Origin of the sequence: Pseudomonas sp. PDM10, from assembly GCF_014852295.1 — a bacterium.
Taxonomy (GTDB): domain Bacteria; phylum Pseudomonadota; class Gammaproteobacteria; order Pseudomonadales; family Pseudomonadaceae; genus Aquipseudomonas.
On record NZ_JACVBJ010000007.1, the window covers coordinates 252,532 to 271,250 of the forward strand.

The window sequence follows — 18,719 nt, forward strand, 5'->3', positions numbered from 1 at the left end:
GGGTAGCCTGCGTATACTGGCGCGCATTACGTATTTGGTTCGAATTCACGGAGCGTCCTGCATGTCCGGCAATACCTACGGCAAGCTGTTCACTGTCACCACCGCGGGCGAAAGCCATGGTCCGGCGTTGGTCGCCATTGTCGACGGCTGCCCGCCGGGCCTGGAGATCTCTCTGGAAGATCTGCAGCGTGACCTGGATCGCCGCAAGCCCGGCACCAGCCGCCACACCACCCAGCGCCAGGAAGCCGACGAAGTCGAAATCCTCTCCGGCGTGTTCGAAGGACGCACCACCGGTTGCTCCATCGGCCTGTTGATCCGCAACACCGACCAGAAGTCCAAGGATTACTCGGCGATCAAGGACCTGTTCCGTCCGGCCCACGCCGACTACACCTATCACCACAAATATGGCGAGCGCGATTACCGTGGCGGCGGTCGCAGCTCGGCCCGTGAAACGGCCATGCGCGTGGCGGCCGGTGCGATTGCGAAAAAATACCTGGCCACTCAGGGCATCGTCATTCGTGGCTACATGAGCCAGCTCGGCCCGATCGAAATCCCGTTCAAGACCTGGGATTCGGTGGAAGAGAACGCCTTCTTCAGCCCTGATCCGGACAAGGTCCCGGAACTGGAGGCCTATATGGACCAGTTGCGTCGCGACCAGGATTCGGTTGGCGCGAAGATCACCGTAGTCGCTGAAGGCGTAATGCCGGGCCTCGGCGAGCCGATCTTCGACCGTCTCGATGCCGAACTCGCTCACGCGCTGATGAGCATCAATGCGGTCAAAGGCGTGGAAATCGGCGCCGGTTTCGCCAGCGTTGCCCAACGCGGCACCGAGCACCGTGATGAAATGACCCCGCAAGGTTTCCTCAGCAACAACGCGGGCGGCATTTTAGGGGGCATTTCGTCGGGTCAGCCGATCGTCGCGCACCTGGCGCTCAAGCCAACCTCGAGCATTACCACGCCGGGCCGTTCCATCGACATCCATGGCAACCCGGTGGAAGTCGTCACCAAGGGTCGCCACGACCCGTGCGTCGGCATCCGCGCCACACCGATCGCCGAAGCGATGATGGCCATCGTGCTGATGGATCACCTGTTGCGTCACCGTGGGCAGAACCTGGACGTGCGCGTGAGCACGCCGGTGTTGGGTCAGCTTTAATGGCTGATCTCACAGCCGCTGCGGTCTGATGGCTGTGGCGGCGCTCCCGTACTGGCGGCTCTCCAGTTTCTATCTGTTCTATTTCGCCTTGCTCGGTTCGACAGCGCCGTTTCTGGCGCTGTACTTCGATCACCTGGGCTTTTCCAGCGCGCGCATCGGCGAGCTGGTGGCGATCCCGATGCTGATGCGCTGCGTGGCGCCGAACATCTGGGGCTGGCTCGGTGATTACACCGGCCGACGCCTGGCCATCGTGCGCTTCGGTGCGGTCTGCACGTTGCTGACATTCTCGCTGATCTTCGTCAGCAAGACCTATGCCTGGCTGGCGATGGTCATGGCCTTGCACGCGTTTTTCTGGCACGCGGTGTTGCCGCAGTTCGAAGTCATCACCTTGGCACACTTGCAGGGCCAGACTAACCGCTACAGTCAGATCCGCCTGTGGGGTTCCATCGGTTTCATCATTACCGTGGTTGCCCTTGGCCGATTGTTCGAATGGCTCAGCCTCGATATCTACCCGGTGGCGCTGGTGCTGATCCTGGCCGGGATCGTGGTCAGCAGCCTATGGGTGCCCAACGCTCAACCGATTCAGAGCGAACGGTTGGCGGGGGACGGTTTTGTCAAGCAGTTGCGCAGTCCCGGGGTATTGGCGTTTTACGGTTGCGTGGCGCTGATGCAGATGAGCCACGGTCCTTATTACACCTTTCTGACCTTGCACCTGGAGCGACTCGGGTACAGCCGAGGGCTGATCGGTATGCTCTGGGCGGTCGGTGTGGTCGCCGAAGTCTTGATGTTTCTGGCCATGAGCAAGATCCTTGCGCGCTTCTCCGTGCGACGGGTGTTGCTGGCGAGTTTTCTGCTGGCGGCGTTGCGTTGGTTGTTGCTCGGTTCGTTCGCTGAATTTCTTTGGGTGCTGTTGTTTGCCCAAGTGCTGCACGCGGCGACCTTCGGCAGCTTTCACGCGGCTGCCATCCAGTTCGTGCAACGTAGCTTCGGCGCGCGCCAACAAGGGCAGGGCCAGGCGTTATACGCCGCACTGGCCGGCACCGGCGGCGCACTGGGCGCGTTGTATTCCGGCTACAGCTGGAATGCCCTCGGCCCAACATTGACCTTTAGTATTGCCAGCCTCGCAGCCTTCGCGGCAGCCGTTATCATTGCCACACGAATGCAAGAGGACAGGCCATGAGCCTCACCCGTGAGCACCTCGCCCAGGAAATCATCGATGCCGGGCGTTTTCTGTATGGCCGCGGCTGGTCGCCGGCCACCAGCAGCAACTACTCGACGCGCCTGTCGCCGACTGAAGCGCTGCTGACGGTGTCCGGCAAGCACAAAGGCCAACTCGGCCCCGACGATGTGCTGGCGACCGATCTGTCCGGCAACAGCCTGGAACCGGGCAAAAAACCGTCCGCCGAAACCCTGCTGCACACCCAGCTCTACCGCTGGCGCCCGGAGATCGGCGCGGTGCTGCACACCCATTCGGTGAACGCCACGGTGCTGTCGCGCCTGACGCCGCAAGACTTCATCGATTTCGAAGACTACGAACTGCAAAAGGCTTTCAGTGGTGTGTCGACCCACGAATCCCGGGTGCGTGTGCCGATTTTCGATAACGATCAAGACATTGCGCGCCTCGCCGCCAAGGTGCAGCCTTGGCTGGACGCCCATCCCGATTGCGTCGGCTATCTGATCCGCGGCCACGGTCTCTACACCTGGGGCGCGCGCATGAGCGATGCACTGCGGCAGATCGAGGCCTTTGAATTTTTGTTCGAGTGCGAGTTGAAGATGCGCTCGCTCTTGAACTGTAAAGCATGAACCGTTAAGGAGTTGCCCTGATGAGCAGCCTGTCCGTTTACCACGTCTCAAGCCCTGATTTACCTAACAAGGTGCTGACGCATTTCGAAGACATCGCCTCGACCCTGGCTGAGCAGGGCGTGCGTTTCGACCGCTGGCAAGCCACGGCGAAAATCCAGCCCGGCGCCAGTCAGGAAGAAGTGATCGCCGCGTATCAGGAGCAAATCGACAAGCTGATGACCGAACGCGGTTACATCACCGTCGACGTCATCAGCCTGAACAGCGACCACCCGCAAAAAGCCGAATTGCGCGCCAGGTTTCTCGACGAACATCGCCATGGCGAAGACGAAGTACGATTTTTCGTCGCCGGCCGTGGCTTGTTCTCCCTGCACATCGGCGATTACGTCTACGCGGTGCTTTGTGAGAAAAACGACCTGATCTCGGTACCGGCCGGCACCCCGCACTGGTTCGACATGGGCGAGCACCCGCATTTCGTCGCGATCCGTCTGTTCAACAACCCTGAAGGCTGGGTGGCCAATTTCACCGGCGAAGACATCGCCAGCCGGTTCCCGGGTCTTGAGGACTGAGGCGATGCCGATCAAAGCGATTCTCACCGACATCGAAGGCACTACCAGCGCGGTGAGTTTTGTGTTCGACGTGCTGTTTCCCTACGCCGCCAGACACTTGCCGGATTTTGTTCGCCAGCATGCCGCGCGTGCGGATGTTGCCGAGCAACTGGATGCCGTTCGCCGGGATACCAACGAGCCGAACGCCGACGTCGAGCGGGTGATCGACATTCTTCTGGGCTGGATCGCCGAAGACCGCAAAGCCACGCCGCTGAAAGCGTTGCAAGGCATGGTCTGGGAGCAGGGTTATCAGGCCGCAGAGTTGAAAGGCCACGTTTACCCGGACGCCGTTGAAGCGCTCAAGCGCTGGCATCAGGACGGCTTCAAACTGTTTGTTTATTCGTCCGGTTCGATCCAGGCCCAAAAGCTGATCTTTGGCTGCTCGCAAGCGGGGGATCTGTCACCCCTGTTCAGTGGCTATTTCGACACCACCTCGGGGCCCAAGCGTGAAGCGAAGTCCTACGAGCGCATTACCCAGGCCATCGGCCTGGACGCTTCGCAGATCCTGTTTCTGTCCGACATCGTCGAGGAACTGGACGCGGCACGCACGGCGGGAATGGCGACGTGCGGGCTGGCCCGAGAGGGCGGGGAGCTGGCGGGGCATGTGACGGTGGACAGTTTTGCGCGGATCAACCCTTCCGCCCTATAACCATATACCCACATACCCGCATAACCTTGTAGGAGCTGAGCTTGCTCGCGATGGCGGTGTATCAGTCAGCACTAATGACTCCTGATACACCGCCATCGCGAGCAAGCTCAGCTCCTACAGGGATCAGCAAGGATTGCACAACGTCAGAAACAACTCAGGCCGTGAAGCGAAAGCGCTCACGGCCTGTTTGTTTACAGCTCTGGAACGGTTTAAACCGAGTGATACGTCGGCAGGGCAAACCGCTGTTGGCTTTGCAGCATGGAAATCTGCGGCAGTTCGCTGGCCTGTTCGGCGATGTCACGGCGTATGGCACTGATCACCCAGGACAGCTGATCACCTGCATGCAATTGCTGGTAGGAAATCGAGCGTTTGAAGACTTTGCCGTCGGTGCTGCTCAAGGTCAGCAGAATGCCACCATCAGGACGTGGCTGGGTGGTCACTTCGAAGTTGGAGAACAGGGACGAAAATTTTTCTTGGATCAGGTTCATGTCTATCAGCTCCGTTAGCTCTTGAATGGCAAGCATGCAGAGGTAGTTGCAGTGATTGTGCCAGCACCTGATTTTTTAAAAATCCTTATATATCAATTAGTTGTCTTCTCAGCGTTTTTACGCTTTCGTGCAATCTGCATGAATGGCCATCGTGCATCCTGCATTTTGCGTGGTCGACATCGATTCGATGGAACCAATTGCCCCGCGTAAGCTCACGCTTTCGAATGCCGCAGACGTGGATACAAATCATTTCAAAAACCGCGTGTACAGCTCAGGAACCGCTGACGTATTTTCGGCCTCAATCAACGCCGCCCGAACAATAAAAAGATCGACCGGGAGCAACCATGAGCCGCACGCCGAACGACACGATTACCTGGGGCATGATGCTCCGCAAGCTGCCTTCCATTGCCAAAGCCATTCCTCGCGTGGTGAAAGGCATGAACGCCGCCAACGTCAAGGACCCGACCCAACCGTGCGGCCTGGGCTGGAGCTTTGAGCAAGCGACATTGCGCAATCCCGATGGCCCGGCATTGCTGCAGGGCGAGATGGCGCTGACGTATTTTCAGGTCAACCAGTGGGCGAATCGCATTGCCCATCATTTGATTGCCCAAGGCATCCGCAAGGGCGATGTGGTAGCGGTCTTTATCGAGAATCGCCCGGAACTGCTGGTGACGATCCTGGCGGTGGCCAAGGTCGGCGCGATCAGTGCGTTGCTCAATACTTCGCAGACCCGCGATACCCTGGCTCACAGCCTGAACCTGGTGGCACCTGCGGCGATCATCGTCGGAGAAGAGTTGGTACCGGCGTTTTCGGCGGTTCGCGAACGGGTGTCGATCGACGCGGCGCGCACCTGGTTCGTCGCTGATCGAGACACCTTCAGCCATCCGGGCATTGCGCCCGAGGGGTTCATCAACCTGATGACCGCCAGTGCCGACAGCTCCAGCGCCAACCCCGCGAGCAGTCAGCAGGTTTTTTTCGACGACCCTTGTTTCTATATCTACACCTCGGGCACCACCGGCTTGCCCAAGGCCGGGGTGTTCAAGCACGGCCGCTGGATGCGCAGCTCCGCGAGCTTCGGGCTGATCGCTCTGGATATGCACCCGGAGGATGTCGTCTATTGCACCTTGCCGCTCTATCACGCCACCGGGCTGTGCGTGTGCTGGGGCTCGGCGATCAGTGGCGCCTCGGGCTTTGCGATTCGCCGCAAGTTCAGCGCCAGCCAATTCTGGAACGATGTGCGCAAGTACCGCGCGACCACCCTCGGATACGTCGGCGAACTGTGCCGCTACCTGGTGGATCAACCGCCCAGCCTCGACGACAGCCAGCACCGGGTGACGAAGATGATCGGCAATGGCCTGCGCCCCGGCGCGTGGGGCGAGTTCAAGACGCGATTCGGGGTGAATCATATCTGTGAGCTGTACGCCGCCAGCGACGGCAACATCGGCTTCACCAACATCCTCAACTTTGATAACACCGTCGGGTTTTCCCTGATGTCATGGGAGTTGGCGGCGTACGACCACGACAGCGGCGCGCCGATTCGGGATGCCAAGGGCTTCATGCGCAAAGTCGCCAAAGGCGAGCAGGGGCTGTTGCTGGCGAAGATCGACGACAAGGCACCGCTGGATGGCTACACCGATCCGCAGAAGACCGAAAAGGTTGTGCTGCACGACGTGTTCGAGAAGGGCGACCGTTATTTCAATACCGGTGACCTGCTGCGCAACATCGGTTTCGGTCACGCGCAGTTTGTTGACCGTTTGGGCGATACCTACCGCTGGAAGGGCGAAAACGTCTCGACCACCGAGGTCGAGAACATCCTTTTGCAACACCCGAATATTTCCGAAGCCGTGGCCTACGGCGTGGAAATCCGCAACACCAACGGGCGTGCCGGGATGGCGGCGATTACGCCAGCCGAGTCCCTGGCGACCCTGGATTTCAGTGAGCTGCTGGCGTTCGCCCGTGAGCAAATGCCCGCCTATGCGGTGCCGTTGTTCCTGCGGGTGAAGGTGAAAATGGAGACCACGGGCACCTTCAAATATCAGAAGACCCGGCTTAAGGATGAAGCCTTCGACCCCGGCAAAACCGGCGACGATCCGATCTATGCCTGGCTGCCAGGGACCCAGACTTACGTGCAGGTCACTGCGCAGTTGCTGGCGGATATTCACGGCGGCGCTTTTCGTTATTGAATGCAGCGTTATTGAATGCAGCGCTATTGAATGTGGCTATGGCTGTCCATGAGAAAAAAGAAGTGACAGCCTCGGGGCTGCTCGGGAAACTGTCGGCTTTGCGAATAACAGAACGTGGAGTGCCCAATGTCAGACCAAAGCCGCCAGATGTCCCCCGAAGAAGCCGCTGAATTTGCCGAACAGGTATTCAACAAAGCGCGTGAGGGCGATGCGGCCATGATGGCCGCGCTGTTGACCAAGGGCCTGCCGCCGAACCTGCGTAACCACAAGGGTGACACCTTGCTGATGCTGGCCGCTTACCACGGCCACGTGGAGACGGTAAAAGTCCTGCTCGAGCACAAGGCCGACCCGGAAATCCGCAACGACAATGGCCAGAGCCCGATTGCCGGCGCGGCGTTCAAGGGTGATCTGGCGGTGGTCAAGGCACTGGTTGAAGGCGGCGCGCAAGTGGAAGGTTCGTCCTTCGACGGTCGCACTGCGCTGATGATGGCGGCGATGTTCAATCGCGTGGAAATCGTCGACTACCTGATCAGCAAAGGCGCCGACCCGAAAGCCAAGGACGCCAATGGCGTCTCTGCGCTGGATGCCGCCAAGACCATGGGCGCAGTGGACACCACGGCGCAGTTGCAGAAACTGCTTGGCTGATTGCAAATCCTGAGGCAACTAAAAACCTGTGGTGAGGGGATTTATCGGAATGCCGCACCACCCCGTTCGGCTGCGAAGCAGTCGTCAATCCGGTTGACGCGGTCTTCCTGAGAAGCATCGGTGACTGGAATGGGGTGGCTGCGCCACCCAACGGGGATAAATCCCCTCGCCACAGATAAATCCCCCAGTCACAGATAAATCCCCCTGCACACTGGTCAATCCACTGATCACAGTGTGGTCGGCCTGAATCGGGCGGGTCTCAATACACCCACACCTCAACCCGCCGATTCTTGATTCGCCCCTCATCCGCGCTATTGGCCGCCACCGGCATCTCGGCGCCAAAACCACGAATCTCGCGAAACACCACGCCGCTTTTCACCAGTTCCCGCCGCACCGCCATGGCGCGCAGTTTCGACAGCAAATTGGCCCGCGCCGGATCACTTTTGGCGTCGCCAAACCCCACCAACGTCACCTGCCGATTGGTCTTGTCACGCTGCTTTATATAGTCGAGCACCCGCGACAGGTCCTGCCGGGCCTTGTTGTCCAGCGTCGCACTGCCTTCTTCGAAACGGAAATTCACGGTCAGGCGCTGGGCGTGACGGCTGAGCGCCTGATAACCCTCCGGCATCAATGCATTCGGCGTGACCGTCATGGCCTGGACGGTCTGGGCGATAAAACCATTGGCCGCGACAATCGCCTGGCCCTTGCTGCTTTGGGCGAACGCCACCAATGCGTCGGCCCAGGGATTTTTCCCGTTGGGCGGCAGGTAAAAGAACAGCCGACGGGACAGCGGATAGTCTTCCGTGGCAATCAGGCTGTTGAGCGGCAGCATGGCTTGGGATTGGCCATCGGCAATCGCCACGGCTTTGGCCTGACGCACGTAAGGCAGGCCGATGAAGCCGATACCTTGCGGGTCCAGGCTGACCGCGTCGGACAATTGCTCGCTGGATTCGAACCGTTTTGCAGCGCTGCTCAGGGTTTTCCCACGACGGCTGAGGACCAATTCCTTGAACGTGTCGTAGGTGCCCGATTGGTCATCCCGCGCATAGAGATGAATCGTCCCACCGCTGCCGCCGAGTTCTTCCCAGGTTTTTGCCTCGCCGCTGAAGATTCGCGCCAATTGTTCGGTGTTCAGTTCATGCAATGGATTTTGCGGATGAAGAATGATCGCCAGGCCATCGATGGCGATGACCTGCTCGGCGCCGACGCTTTTAAAGTCGCCCAAGCGTGCAAGGTCTGCCCGTTCGCTGTCCTTGATCGGGCGCGAGGAGGCGGCGAGGTCGGCGGTGGCGGTTTTCAGGGCGGTGAAACCGGTGCTGGAACCGTGGGCCGCAATGTCCACCGCGACCCGGCGGCCCTGAACGGTTTCGCCGATGACGCGCAGCTCGTTGGCTGTGTCCGGGGCTTCGCTGTGAATCTTCAGCAGGCCCTGTTCGCGCATCAACCCCTCAACCAGCGCCGGGCCCAATGCCGCGCCGATGGTGTTGGAACCCTGGATGCGCAGCACCGGGTCAGCCTCGGGCGTCGGCAACGCGCCAGCCGACGCCGCCAGCGGCAGCCAGGCACACAGCATCAACAGGAACAACACGCGCAGCGTCATGCCAGCACCTTACAAGCCAAAGGAAGTGCCGGGAGAATAAGTCAGTAAGGTTTCTGAAAGATGACAGGGTGTGACAGATCGTTCCCACGCTCTGCGTGGGAATGCATCCTGTGACGCTCTGCGTCACTTCCAGAGGCGGAACGCGGAGCGTCCCTGGCGGCATTCCCACGCAGAGCGTGGGAACGATCAGCGAAACCGGATCAGCTCAATTCAAGCCAGATCGGCGCATGATCCGACGGCTTTTCCATCCCGCGCAATTCGTAATCCACGCCCGCATCCTTCACCCGTGGCAACAACCCGTGGGACGCCATGATCAAGTCAATCCGCAGCCCACGCTTGGGCTCATCCTCAAAACCGCGGCTACGGTAGTCGAACCAGCTGAAACGGTCGACCACCTCCGGGTTCAAGTGACGGAAGCTGTCCACCAGGCCCCAGTTCTTCAAACGGGCCATCCACTCGCGTTCTTCCGGCAGGAAACTGCATTTGCCGGTTTTCAGCCAGCGTTTCATGTTGTCCGGGCCGATACCGATGTCGCAGTCTTCTGGGGAAATGTTCACGTCGCCCATCACCACCAGCGGCTGATCGTTGCTGAACTGGCTTTCCAGCAATTGTTGCAGATCGCTGTAAAAGCGTTCCTTGGCCGGGAACTTGGTGGGGTGATCGCGGCTTTCGCCCTGTGGGAAATAGCCGTTCATGATGGTCACCGGCACGCCATTGGCATCGGCGAACGTGCCCCAGATGAAGCGGCGCTGAGCATCTTCTTCATCGGTGACGAAACCTTTGTGCAGCGCGATAGGTTCCTGACGCGAGAGCAGGGCCACGCCGTAGTGACCTTTTTGACCGTGGAAATATACGTGATAGCCCAGCGCCTGAACCTCGGCCAGCGGGAACTGGTCGTCGTGAACCTTGGTTTCCTGCAGTCCGATCACATCGGGCTGATGCTTTTCGATCAGCGCCGCCAGCTGATGGGGGCGAGCGCGCAGCCCGTTGATGTTGAAGGAGACGATCTTCATGGTCGGCAGTCCTGGCAAAAGGGCGATGCTAGCTGACATGTAGGAATGGGGCCAGTGTTGGGGTGAGGGGATTCACTGTGTTCTGTCAGATCTAAATTGGCAGTTAGGGCCCCATCGCGAGCAGGCTCGCTCCCACAGGGGGTGAGTCTGGTCTATACCTTGTGGGAGCGAGCCTGCTCGCGATGGCGGCATCACAGCCAACACTGATTCGGATCAGCAAGGAACTGTGCCAGCGCTATAGGCTCGTAACCAGAAGAGCGCAGTCATTTGACCTGTGCCAGGGGAGATCAACCGTTATGCCCGAAACCTCGACCGTCATCGCCGATATTCACATGCTCGACAGCGGCTATTCCCGCGAAGCGCGTTCGCTGTTGTACCAGGCTTACCGGCATGAGCCGACGTTCGGCTACCTGTTCGAAGCGGAGCGTCCCGGTTATGAGCAACGGGTCCGGGCCACCGTGCGCGAACTGGTCAAGCAACATTTCCTTCAGGACTTGCCGGCCATCGGCCTGCTGGTCAACGACCGGTTGATCGGCATCGCGCTGATCGCGCCGCCGCAACGTCGCCTGGGCATCACCGAAAGTTGGGCCTGGCGTCTGCGCATGGTGCTCAGCACCGGGTTCCGCTGCACCCGACGCTATCTCGAGTATCACGATGCCGTGATGGCTTGCGTGCCGTCCGATTCGGTGCACCTGCTGCCATTGCTGGGGGTTCATCCGCAATTCCAGGGCAAACACTTTGGCGAACAGTTGCTGCAAGCGGTGCACAACTGGTGCGCGGTGGATGAGCACTCCGAGGGCGTCATCCTCGATACCGGGAATCCTCGTTACCTGGAGTTCTATAAGCGCCAGGGCTATGAGGAAATTGGTGAGGTCGCCGTAGGACCGATTCGCGAACACGTGTTTTTCCACGCCAATCCGCAGGTGTTACAAACAGCAACGGCATAAAGGTAGAACTTTCACCGCACGCCAGGCTCTATCACGCTCCCAAGCTCGTGATAGCATCCGCGCCTATGAAGTTTCCAGGAAGAATTACCAGCGGTGTGCTGATGCTGATTACCAGCTGCGCGGCGCTGGCGCAAAGTGAATTGGATGTGCGGATCAAACCGTCCAACGATGAACTGAAAGCCAATATAGAGGGCTATATCGGCAGCCTCGGCGATCGAGACGAAGAAGCCTTGCTGCGCTTCAGTCGGGGCGCCGAAGAACAGGCGCGCAAGGCCGCCCAGGCCTTGGGTTATTACCAGCCGCAGATCGACTCGGATGTGAAGGGCGGCAAGACGCCGCGCCTGGTGCTGAACATCGATCCCGGCGAGCCGGTGCATTTGCGCAACGTCACTATTCGCATCGACGGCCCGGCCGCCTCCCTCAAATCATTTCGTGTACCCAAAAGCAATGCGCTGAAAACCGGCGCAGTGCTCAACCATGGCCATTACGAAGACGCCAAGCGCCTGATTCAGAATCAGGCCTCGCGCTACGGTTATTTCAGTGGTTATTTCAGCAGCCAGAAATTGTTGGTCGACCCGCGAGCCGGCGTTGCCGACATCGAACTGATCTACAACAGCGGCCCGCGTTATTCACTGGGTAAGGTCAGTTTCGAGGGTGATACGCCGTTCGACGAAGACCTGCTGCAACGCATGGTGCCGTTCAAGGCCGGCGCGCCTTATGACTCCGAACTGATCGCCGAACTCAATCAGGCCATGCAATCGAGCGGCTATTTCGAAAGCGTGCGGGTGGATGCGGCGCCGACGGCGTCCAAGAACGACGTGATCCCGGTGGACGTCAAACTCGAAACCCGCAAACCACGGACCATGGGCCTCGGGCTGGGTTTTTCCACCGACGTCGGCCCACGGATCAAGGCCAACTGGACCCGGCACTGGGTCAACCCTCAGGGGCACAGCTATGGCTGGGAGACCGAAGTTTCGGCGCCTCGGCAGAACGTCGGTGTGTTCTACGACATTCCCCTGGACCCACCGCTGACCGACAAGCTGCGGTTCGCCGGTGGCTATCAGAATGAAGAAATTGCCGACAAGGACTCCCTCAGCAAACTGCTGACCCTCGGCCCCGAGTGGCACAGCAAGCTGCCCAGCGGTTGGCAGCGAGTGGTATCGCTCAAGTGGCAGCGCGAGGAATACAGGCTCGGCGACGACTCGGGGCTCAGCACGTTGCTGATGCCTGGCGTCAGCTATTCCTACCTTAAAAGTGATAACCGCATCGACCCGCACAACGGTTATCGCCTGGGATTCGAGACCAAAGTGGCCAAGGAAGGTTTGGGCTCCGACACCAACCTGATTTACGGCACCGCGTTGGTGAAAGGCTTGACCACGGTCTTCGACAAACACCGCTTCCTCGGTCGGGTACAGGTCGGCGGCAGCGCCACCAACGGCTACAAATCGGTGCCGCCGTCGCTGCGCTTCTTCGCCGGTGGCGATCAGAGCGTGCGCGGTTACGACTATCAGAGCCTGTCCCCGGAAAACTCCGAGGGCGATCGCATCGGTGGCCGCTACATGATCGCCGGCAGCGTCGAGTATCAATATTCCATCGCCGAAAAATGGCGGGTCGCGACCTTCATCGACCAAGGCAACTCCTTCAATACCCTCGAACTGCCGAACCTCAAGACCGGCGTCGGTATCGGCGTGCGCTGGGTCTCGCCGGTGGGCCCGATACGCCTCGACCTGGCCCATGCGATGGACGACGAGGGCGGCATTCGACTGCACTTTTCCATGGGGCCTGAGCTGTGAATCGTGGTTTGAAGATAACGCTGTTGGCGATTCTGGCGCTGCTGATGCTGGTCGTCCTGACCGTGGCCACGGTGCTTGGCACGGCGGCGGGCAGTCGTTGGGCGCTCGGCTTTGTGCCGGGTTTGACCGTCGAGAACTTCCAGGGCCGTTTAGGCGGGCAATGGAGTGCCGACCATGTGCTGTGGCAGCAGGACAGCAGCCGGGTTGAGCTGGGCAAGGTGATTTTCGCCTGGTCGCCGCTGTGCCTGACGCGCATGACCCTGTGCATCGAGCAATTGAAAGCCGATCAGGTCAGCCTGCAATTCCCGCCAGGCACAGAAGAAGAAAGCAGCGGGCCGATCAGTCTCCCGGATCTGAAGTTGCCCTTGGCCATCGAGCTGGGCGATGTCCAGGTCGGCAGCCTGCTGTTCAACGGCAGCGAAGAACTCAAGGGCCTGCAACTGGCGGCGCACTGGACAGCCAACGGTTTGCAGATCGATTCCGTTCATTTGCAAAGGGATGACCTGAGCCTGAATCTTTCAGGCCTGCTGCAACCCAGCGGTAACTGGCCGCTCAAGGCCGAAGGCAAACTGACCTTGCCAGCTCCCGGTACCGGGCCCTGGACACTGGCCCTGAAGGTCGACGGCGATCTGCTGAAAACCCTGAACCTGAAAGCCGACAGCAGCGGTTACCTGAACGGACAATTGACCGGCGAACTGCAACCGCTGGTGGAAAACCTGCCGGCCAAAGTGCGGATCACCGCTGACGGCTTCAAGCCTGGTGCCGATCTGCCAGACACCCTGCAACTCAACCAACTGGAACTCACCGGCGACGGTGACCTGAAAAACGGTTACCAGTTGCTCGGCAAAGCCACGTTGCCTGGTGAAAAAGGCCCGGTCGCGTTGCTGCTGCAAGGCAAGGTCGATGCTAATGGCGCTCAGATCGCCGGATTGGACCTCACGGCCAACGACAAGCAACGCCTGAAACTCACCGGCAACCTCGACTGGAGCAAAGGCCTGAGCGCCGATGCCAAGATCGACTGGCTGGATTTTCCGTGGCACAGCCTCTATCCACTGATCGACGAGCCCGAAGTGGCGTTGCGCAGTTTCAACGGTGAAGTCTCCTACACCGACGGTAAATACCTGGGCAGCTTCAAAGCCGCACTCGACGGCCCGGCCGGGGCGTTCAGCCTGACCAGCCCGTTCAGCGGCGACCTGACGAAGATCTACCTGCAACAAATTCAACTCGAAGCCGGGCAGGGCAAGGCCGAAGGGCACCTGAACCTGCAATTCGCCGACGGCATTGCCTGGGACACGGCGCTGGACTTGTCGGCGATCAACCCGGCGTACTGGGTCGCGGAGTTGCCGGGAACCCTGGCCGGACCGTTGCGCAGCAAGGGCGAGATGAAGAATGAAAAACTCAGCCTGACCGCTGATCTCGACTTGAAAGGCAAACTGCGCGGCCAACCGGCAGTAATCCAGGCCAAAGCCGATGGCGGTGGCGAGCAATGGAACCTCAGCGCGTTGCAAATTCGCCTCGGCGACAACAGCATCAACGGCAAGGGCAGCCTGCAACAGAAGCTCGCCGGTCAGATCGATATCAAGCTGCCGCGCCTGGCTCAGTTGTGGCCGCAACTGCGCGGCCAGCTCAATGGTCGCGTCGATGTCGCCGGGACACTCAAGGCCCCGCAAGGCAAGCTCGGACTGCAAGGCACGCAACTGGCCTTCGAAGACAATCGCCTGCAAAGCCTGAATCTGGATGCCACCCTCGACAGTGCGCAACGGGCGAAAATCGACCTCAAAGGCAGCGGCATTCAGGCCGGTGAAACGTCGCTGGGCACGCTGACCGCCAGCGGGCAGGGCGATATCAAAAACCAGAAACTCACCCTCGACCTGCAAGGGCCGAAGCTGAAACTCGCTCTCGGCCTCGACGGCAATCTGGACCAAGGCAATTGGCGTGGGCGCCTGGCCAGCGGCGATATCCAGGCCGGCGGTCAAGACTGGAAACTGCAAGGTCCGGCGAAGCTTGAACGGCTGGCGGACGGCAAGATCAATTTTGGCGCTCACTGCTGGACGTCCGGCCCGGCCAGCCTGTGCGGCGAGGATCAGCGCCTGATGCCTGAGCCGAAGCTGCGTTATCACCTCAAACAGTTCCCGATCGACAGCCTGGCGCAGTGGTTGCCCAAGGATTTCGCCTGGAAGGGCCGGCTCAACGCCGACCTGCAACTGGACCTGCCGGCCAGCGGCCCGAACGGCCAGATCAGCGTTGATGCCAGCGGCGGCACGTTGCGCATCAAGGAAAAGGACCAGTGGCTGGACTTCCCGTACCAGACCCTGAAACTCAACAGCAAACTCACGCCCAAGCGCATCGACACTGACCTCAACTTCGTCGGCGGCAAGCTCGGTGAGCTGATGCTCCAGGCGCAAATCAATCCGTTGCCGAAGGACAAACCACTGACCGGCTCGTTCCGCCTGAGTGGTCTGGATCTGTCGGTGGCGCGGCCATTCGTGCCGATGGTCGAGAAACTGACCGGACGCTTGAATGGCAGCGGCACGCTCGCCGGTACGCTGCTGGCGCCGCAGGTCAACGGCAATCTACTGCTCAGCGATGGCGAGATTTCCGGGCCTGAACTGCCAATGGACCTCGAAGCGCTGCAACTACAAGCCGTGATTGCTGGTGAAAATGTGCAATTGAATGGCGGCTGGAAAAGCGGCAAGACCGGGCAGGGCACTTTGAGCGGCAACATCGCCTGGGGTCAGGCATTGGTGGTGGATCTGGCGCTCAAAGGCACGCAATTGCCCGTCACCGTCGAGCCCTACGCCAAGCTGGAAGTGGCGCCGGACCTGAAGATTTCGATGAAGGACGACAAACTGGCGATCGTCGGCAAGGTGCTGGTGCCAAAAGGCGAGATCACCGTGCGCGAGTTGCCGCCATCGACGGTCAAGGTGTCCGATGACACGGTGATCGTTGGTCAGCAGACCGAAGAGGGCAAACCCCCAATGGCCATGGCGATGGACATCGATGTGGTGGTCGGTCAGGACAAACTCAGCTTCGCCGGGTTTGGCCTGACCGCCAACCTGCAAGGTCATGTGCACATCGGCGACAACATGGACACCCGCGGCGAGCTCTGGCTCAACGATGGGCGTTATCGTGCCTACGGTCAGCGGTTGACCGTGCGCCGGGCGCGTTTGCTGTTTGCCGGCCCGATCGATCAGCCGTATCTGGACATCGAAGCGATTCGCCAGACCGACGACGTGATCGCCGGCATTCGCCTGAGCGGCAGCGCGGAGCAGCCGACCACACAGATCTTCTCCGAGCCGGCGATGAGTCAGGAGCAGGCCTTGTCCTATCTGGTGCTGGGGCGTCCGTTGGCCAGTAACGGTGAAGACAACAACATGCTCGCCCAAGCGGCGCTCGGGTTGGGGTTGATGGGCAGTTCGGGAGTGACCAGCGGCTTGGCAAAAAACCTGGGGATTCAGGATTTCCAGCTCGATACCGAGGGTAGCGGCAACGCCACCAGCGTGGTCGCCAGCGGCAATATCTCCGAGAAGCTCAGCCTGCGTTATGGGGTTGGCGTGTTCGAGCCGGCCAACACCATCGCCTTGCGTTACAAGCTGAGCAAAAAGGTCTACCTCGAAGCGGCGGGCGGCGTGGCCAGTTCGCTGGACATCTTCTATAAGCGGGATTTCTAGACTCCTGCTCCTCCAAAACCGAGTCGCTCCCATCGCGAGCAGGCTCGCTCCCACAAGGATCACACCGAACCTGTGGGAGCGAGCCTGCTCGCGATAGCGGTCTGACGGCTGCCATTTATCAACTAAATAGCAAGCAACCTAACTATTACGTTGACATTTGCTGCCTAGGCAGTAACATCTCGACATACATTCTCTGCCTAGGCAGCTAATCGGTGGTCAGATGAAGCATTTCACCCCAGACGAATTCCACACGTGCCATCTCGGCCTCTTGCTCGGGCGCGCTGCGCTGCTCAAGGACCGGATCATCGACACGCATATGGAACCCCACGGCATCACCGCCGCGCAGTTCAAAGTGCTGATCATCATGGCCCAGTTCGGCGTCGATACCCCGGCCGAGCTGTGCCGTCACCTGTCGCTGGACAGCGGATCGATGACCCGCATGCTCGATCGTCTGGAACAGAAAGGCTTCCTCGCCCGCCAACGCTCCGAGGCGGATCGCCGTCAGGTTCAGCTGGTGCTGACCGAGCAAGGCCAGCAGTTGACTGATCGCCTGCCGGAGATCGGTGCCGACGCCATGAATGAACTGGCTGGCGCGATCACCCCAGAGGAGCTGCAAACCCTGGAACAGATCCTCAAGAAAATTCTGGTGGCAGCCGGTGACTCGATCACCCTGCTGCGGGTAGGTGACAAATGAGCAGTAAAACCCTGCGTACCGGCCTGAGCCTGGTGCTGGCGGCCATGACCCTGGCCGGTTGCGCCAGCTACAGCGGCCTGACCACCGAAGGCAAAAGCCTGGATGCGAAAACCCTCAAGGCCGGGCAATCCCTCAGCGGCGTGACCCTGTCGCCCGCGGCCTGGCCGAAAAGCGATTGGTGGAAAAGCCTCTGCGACCCACAGCTCGACGGCTTGATCCGCGAAGCCCTGCACGACAGCCCCGACATGCAAATTGCCGACGCCCGCGCCCACCAGGCCAGCGCTGCCGCTTATGCAGCGGATGCCGCGCGCATGCCGACTCTTGATGCCAGCGCTGGTGTCAGCCGTTCGCGTCTGGCCCGGGATCAGGACCCGAGCGGGCAGGGCGGCACGTACTCCACCGTGCGCAACCTCAGCGCCAGTTTCAATTACAACTTCGACCTCTGGGGCGGTCAGCGTGATGCCTGGGAAGCCGCATTGGGTCAGGCCCGTGCTGCCGAAGTCGATCAACAGGCCGCTCAGCTGACGTTGTCCGCCGACGTCGCTCGCGCCTACAGCGATCTGGGTCAGGCGCACATCGTCTACGACCTGGCCAGTGAAGACCTCAAACGCACCAAACAAATGCTCGACCTGAGCCAGCGTCGCCTGAGCTCGGGGATCGACAGCCAGTACCAGTTCCAGCAAACCGAAAGCCTGGAAGCCACGTCTGAAGCCAGCCTGATCGACGCCGAAAAACGCCTGCAAAGCGCGAAAATCGCCTTGGCCGTCTTGCTCGGCAAAGGCCCGGATCGCGGCAATGAAATCGCCCGGCCGAAAATCCTCCAGGCCAGCGCCGTTGCGTTGCCCTCGGTGCTGCCGGCCGAGTTGCTCGGTCGACGTCCAGACCTGGTGGCCGCGCGTTGGCGGGTCGAGGCGGCGAGCAAGAACATCGACGCCGGCAAAACCCGCTTTTACCCCAACCTCAACCTGAGCGCCGCGGCCGGTGCCGAGTCGTTGCTGGGCGATGCGATGTTCGGTTCAGCCAGTCGCTTCTTCAACATTGCACCAACGATCTCGGTGCCGATTTTCGACGGCGGCCGCCTGCGCGCCGACCTCGATTCCCGCGACGCCGATTACGACCTCGCGGTGGCGCAGTACAACAAAAGCCTGGTGAAAGCCCTGGGCGATGTCAGCGACACCATCAACCAGTTGCGCGATATCGGCCGGCAGATCGGGACACAGCAGCGCGCCACCGACATTGCCCGGGATTCTTACAACACCGTGGTCCAGCGGTACGGTTCCGGCATCGGGAATTACCTGGACGTGCTCAGCATCGAGCAGCAACTGCTCCAGGCCCAGCGTCAGCTGGCCAACCTGAATGCCGAGCAGATCGACCTGTCGATCCAATTGATGCAGGCGCTGGGCGGCGGCTTCCAGGGCGAGACCCTGACCGCAGCCAACGCAGCCCCAGCCACGCAGCACAACTAATTCGAGGTA

General features: G+C 60.3%; 15 protein-coding genes. 12 read left to right on the top strand and 3 right to left on the bottom strand.

Features of this window, described 5'->3' with window-relative positions:
- Positions 1–61 precede the first annotated feature (61 nt).
- Genes aroC through mtnC form a run of 5 tightly spaced genes read left to right on the top strand, consistent with a single transcriptional unit; the run spans position 62 to position 4,210 of the window.
- The gene (gene aroC, locus IB252_RS24385; protein ID WP_008146116.1) at positions 62–1,153 is read left to right on the top strand and encodes a chorismate synthase; all 1,092 of its coding nucleotides are present in this window, start codon (positions 62–64) and stop codon (positions 1,151–1,153) included.
- 28 nt (positions 1,154–1,181) lie between these two features.
- Positions 1,182–2,333, top strand: coding sequence for an MFS transporter (locus IB252_RS24390; protein ID WP_192410521.1), 1,152 nt, complete (start codon positions 1,182–1,184; stop codon positions 2,331–2,333).
- Positions 2,330–2,956 (top strand): methylthioribulose 1-phosphate dehydratase, encoded by a 627-nt coding sequence (locus tag IB252_RS24395; RefSeq protein ID WP_192410522.1) that lies wholly within the window; start codon positions 2,330–2,332, stop codon positions 2,954–2,956. The genes IB252_RS24390 and IB252_RS24395 overlap by 4 nt, the downstream gene beginning before the upstream one ends.
- 20 nt (positions 2,957–2,976) lie before the next feature.
- A complete protein-coding gene (locus IB252_RS24400) occupies positions 2,977–3,522 on the top strand; it encodes a 1,2-dihydroxy-3-keto-5-methylthiopentene dioxygenase (protein ID WP_192410523.1) in 546 nt (181 codons plus the stop codon).
- 4 nt (positions 3,523–3,526) lie between these two features.
- Positions 3,527–4,210, top strand: a complete 684-nt coding sequence (mtnC, locus tag IB252_RS24405; RefSeq protein WP_192410524.1) for an acireductone synthase — start codon at positions 3,527–3,529, stop codon at positions 4,208–4,210.
- Between the two features lie 209 nt (positions 4,211–4,419).
- Here the strand turns inward: mtnC and IB252_RS24410 are convergent, their stop codons facing one another.
- Positions 4,420–4,698 (bottom strand): DUF3509 domain-containing protein, encoded by a 279-nt coding sequence (locus IB252_RS24410; protein WP_008146103.1) that lies wholly within the window; start codon positions 4,696–4,698, stop codon positions 4,420–4,422.
- 344 nt (positions 4,699–5,042) lie between these two features.
- On the opposite strand from IB252_RS24410, the gene IB252_RS24415 reads away from it, so the two are divergent.
- Together IB252_RS24415 and IB252_RS24420 are read left to right on the top strand one after the other, a co-directional pair.
- Positions 5,043–6,881, top strand: coding sequence for a long-chain-acyl-CoA synthetase (locus IB252_RS24415; RefSeq protein ID WP_192410525.1), 1,839 nt, complete (start codon positions 5,043–5,045; stop codon positions 6,879–6,881).
- Between the two features lie 126 nt (positions 6,882–7,007).
- Positions 7,008–7,526 (top strand): ankyrin repeat domain-containing protein, encoded by a 519-nt coding sequence (locus tag IB252_RS24420; protein WP_056740408.1) that lies wholly within the window; start codon positions 7,008–7,010, stop codon positions 7,524–7,526.
- A 259-nt stretch (positions 7,527–7,785) separates the two neighbouring features.
- Here the strand turns inward: IB252_RS24420 and IB252_RS24425 are convergent, their stop codons facing one another.
- On the bottom strand, positions 7,786–9,126 hold the full coding sequence (locus IB252_RS24425) for a substrate-binding domain-containing protein (protein WP_192410526.1): 1,341 nt from the start codon (positions 9,124–9,126) through the stop codon (positions 7,786–7,788).
- 200 nt (positions 9,127–9,326) lie between these two features.
- Positions 9,327–10,139, bottom strand: coding sequence for an exodeoxyribonuclease III (gene xthA / locus IB252_RS24430; RefSeq protein ID WP_192410527.1), 813 nt, complete (start codon positions 10,137–10,139; stop codon positions 9,327–9,329).
- Positions 10,140–10,435: 296 nt separating this feature from the next.
- Here xthA and IB252_RS24435 point away from each other — a divergent pair, with 296 nt between their 5' ends.
- From IB252_RS24435 to IB252_RS24455, 5 genes are all read left to right on the top strand, one after another.
- Positions 10,436–11,086, top strand: coding sequence for a GNAT family N-acetyltransferase (locus IB252_RS24435; RefSeq protein ID WP_046047485.1), 651 nt, complete (start codon positions 10,436–10,438; stop codon positions 11,084–11,086).
- A 65-nt stretch (positions 11,087–11,151) separates the two neighbouring features.
- Complete coding sequence (locus IB252_RS24440) at positions 11,152–12,879, top strand: autotransporter assembly complex protein TamA (RefSeq protein WP_192410528.1); 1,728 nt, start codon at positions 11,152–11,154, stop codon at positions 12,877–12,879.
- A complete protein-coding gene (locus IB252_RS24445; RefSeq protein WP_192410529.1) occupies positions 12,876–16,550 on the top strand; it encodes a translocation/assembly module TamB domain-containing protein in 3,675 nt (1,224 codons plus the stop codon). The genes IB252_RS24440 and IB252_RS24445 overlap by 4 nt, the downstream gene beginning before the upstream one ends.
- 220 nt (positions 16,551–16,770) lie before the next feature.
- Positions 16,771–17,244, top strand: coding sequence for a MarR family winged helix-turn-helix transcriptional regulator (locus IB252_RS24450; protein WP_008146086.1), 474 nt, complete (start codon positions 16,771–16,773; stop codon positions 17,242–17,244).
- Positions 17,241–18,710, top strand: a complete 1,470-nt coding sequence (locus IB252_RS24455; RefSeq protein WP_192410530.1) for an efflux transporter outer membrane subunit — start codon at positions 17,241–17,243, stop codon at positions 18,708–18,710. Before IB252_RS24450 ends, IB252_RS24455 begins: the two co-directional genes overlap by 4 nt.
- The last annotated feature ends 9 nt before the right edge of the window (positions 18,711–18,719 follow it).

Excerpts from the sequence above, each read along its gene's own strand:
- aroC (WP_008146116.1), top strand. The coding sequence starts at position 62 with ATGTCCGGCAATACCTACGGCAAGCTGTTCACTGTCACCACCGCGGGC.
- IB252_RS24390 (WP_192410521.1), top strand. The coding sequence starts at position 1,182 with ATGGCTGTGGCGGCGCTCCCGTACTGGCGGCTCTCCAGTTTCTATCTG.
- IB252_RS24395 (WP_192410522.1), top strand. The coding sequence starts at position 2,330 with ATGAGCCTCACCCGTGAGCACCTCGCCCAGGAAATCATCGATGCCGGG.
- IB252_RS24400 (WP_192410523.1), top strand. The coding sequence starts at position 2,977 with ATGAGCAGCCTGTCCGTTTACCACGTCTCAAGCCCTGATTTACCTAAC.
- mtnC (WP_192410524.1), top strand. The coding sequence starts at position 3,527 with ATGCCGATCAAAGCGATTCTCACCGACATCGAAGGCACTACCAGCGCG.
- IB252_RS24410 (WP_008146103.1), bottom strand. The coding sequence starts at position 4,698 with ATGAACCTGATCCAAGAAAAATTTTCGTCCCTGTTCTCCAACTTCGAA.
- IB252_RS24415 (WP_192410525.1), top strand. The coding sequence starts at position 5,043 with ATGAGCCGCACGCCGAACGACACGATTACCTGGGGCATGATGCTCCGC.
- IB252_RS24420 (WP_056740408.1), top strand. The coding sequence starts at position 7,008 with ATGTCAGACCAAAGCCGCCAGATGTCCCCCGAAGAAGCCGCTGAATTT.
- IB252_RS24425 (WP_192410526.1), bottom strand. The coding sequence starts at position 9,126 with ATGACGCTGCGCGTGTTGTTCCTGTTGATGCTGTGTGCCTGGCTGCCG.
- xthA (WP_192410527.1), bottom strand. The coding sequence starts at position 10,139 with ATGAAGATCGTCTCCTTCAACATCAACGGGCTGCGCGCTCGCCCCCAT.
- IB252_RS24435 (WP_046047485.1), top strand. The coding sequence starts at position 10,436 with ATGCCCGAAACCTCGACCGTCATCGCCGATATTCACATGCTCGACAGC.
- IB252_RS24440 (WP_192410528.1), top strand. The coding sequence starts at position 11,152 with ATGAAGTTTCCAGGAAGAATTACCAGCGGTGTGCTGATGCTGATTACC.
- IB252_RS24450 (WP_008146086.1), top strand. The coding sequence starts at position 16,771 with ATGAAGCATTTCACCCCAGACGAATTCCACACGTGCCATCTCGGCCTC.
- IB252_RS24455 (WP_192410530.1), top strand. The coding sequence starts at position 17,241 with ATGAGCAGTAAAACCCTGCGTACCGGCCTGAGCCTGGTGCTGGCGGCC.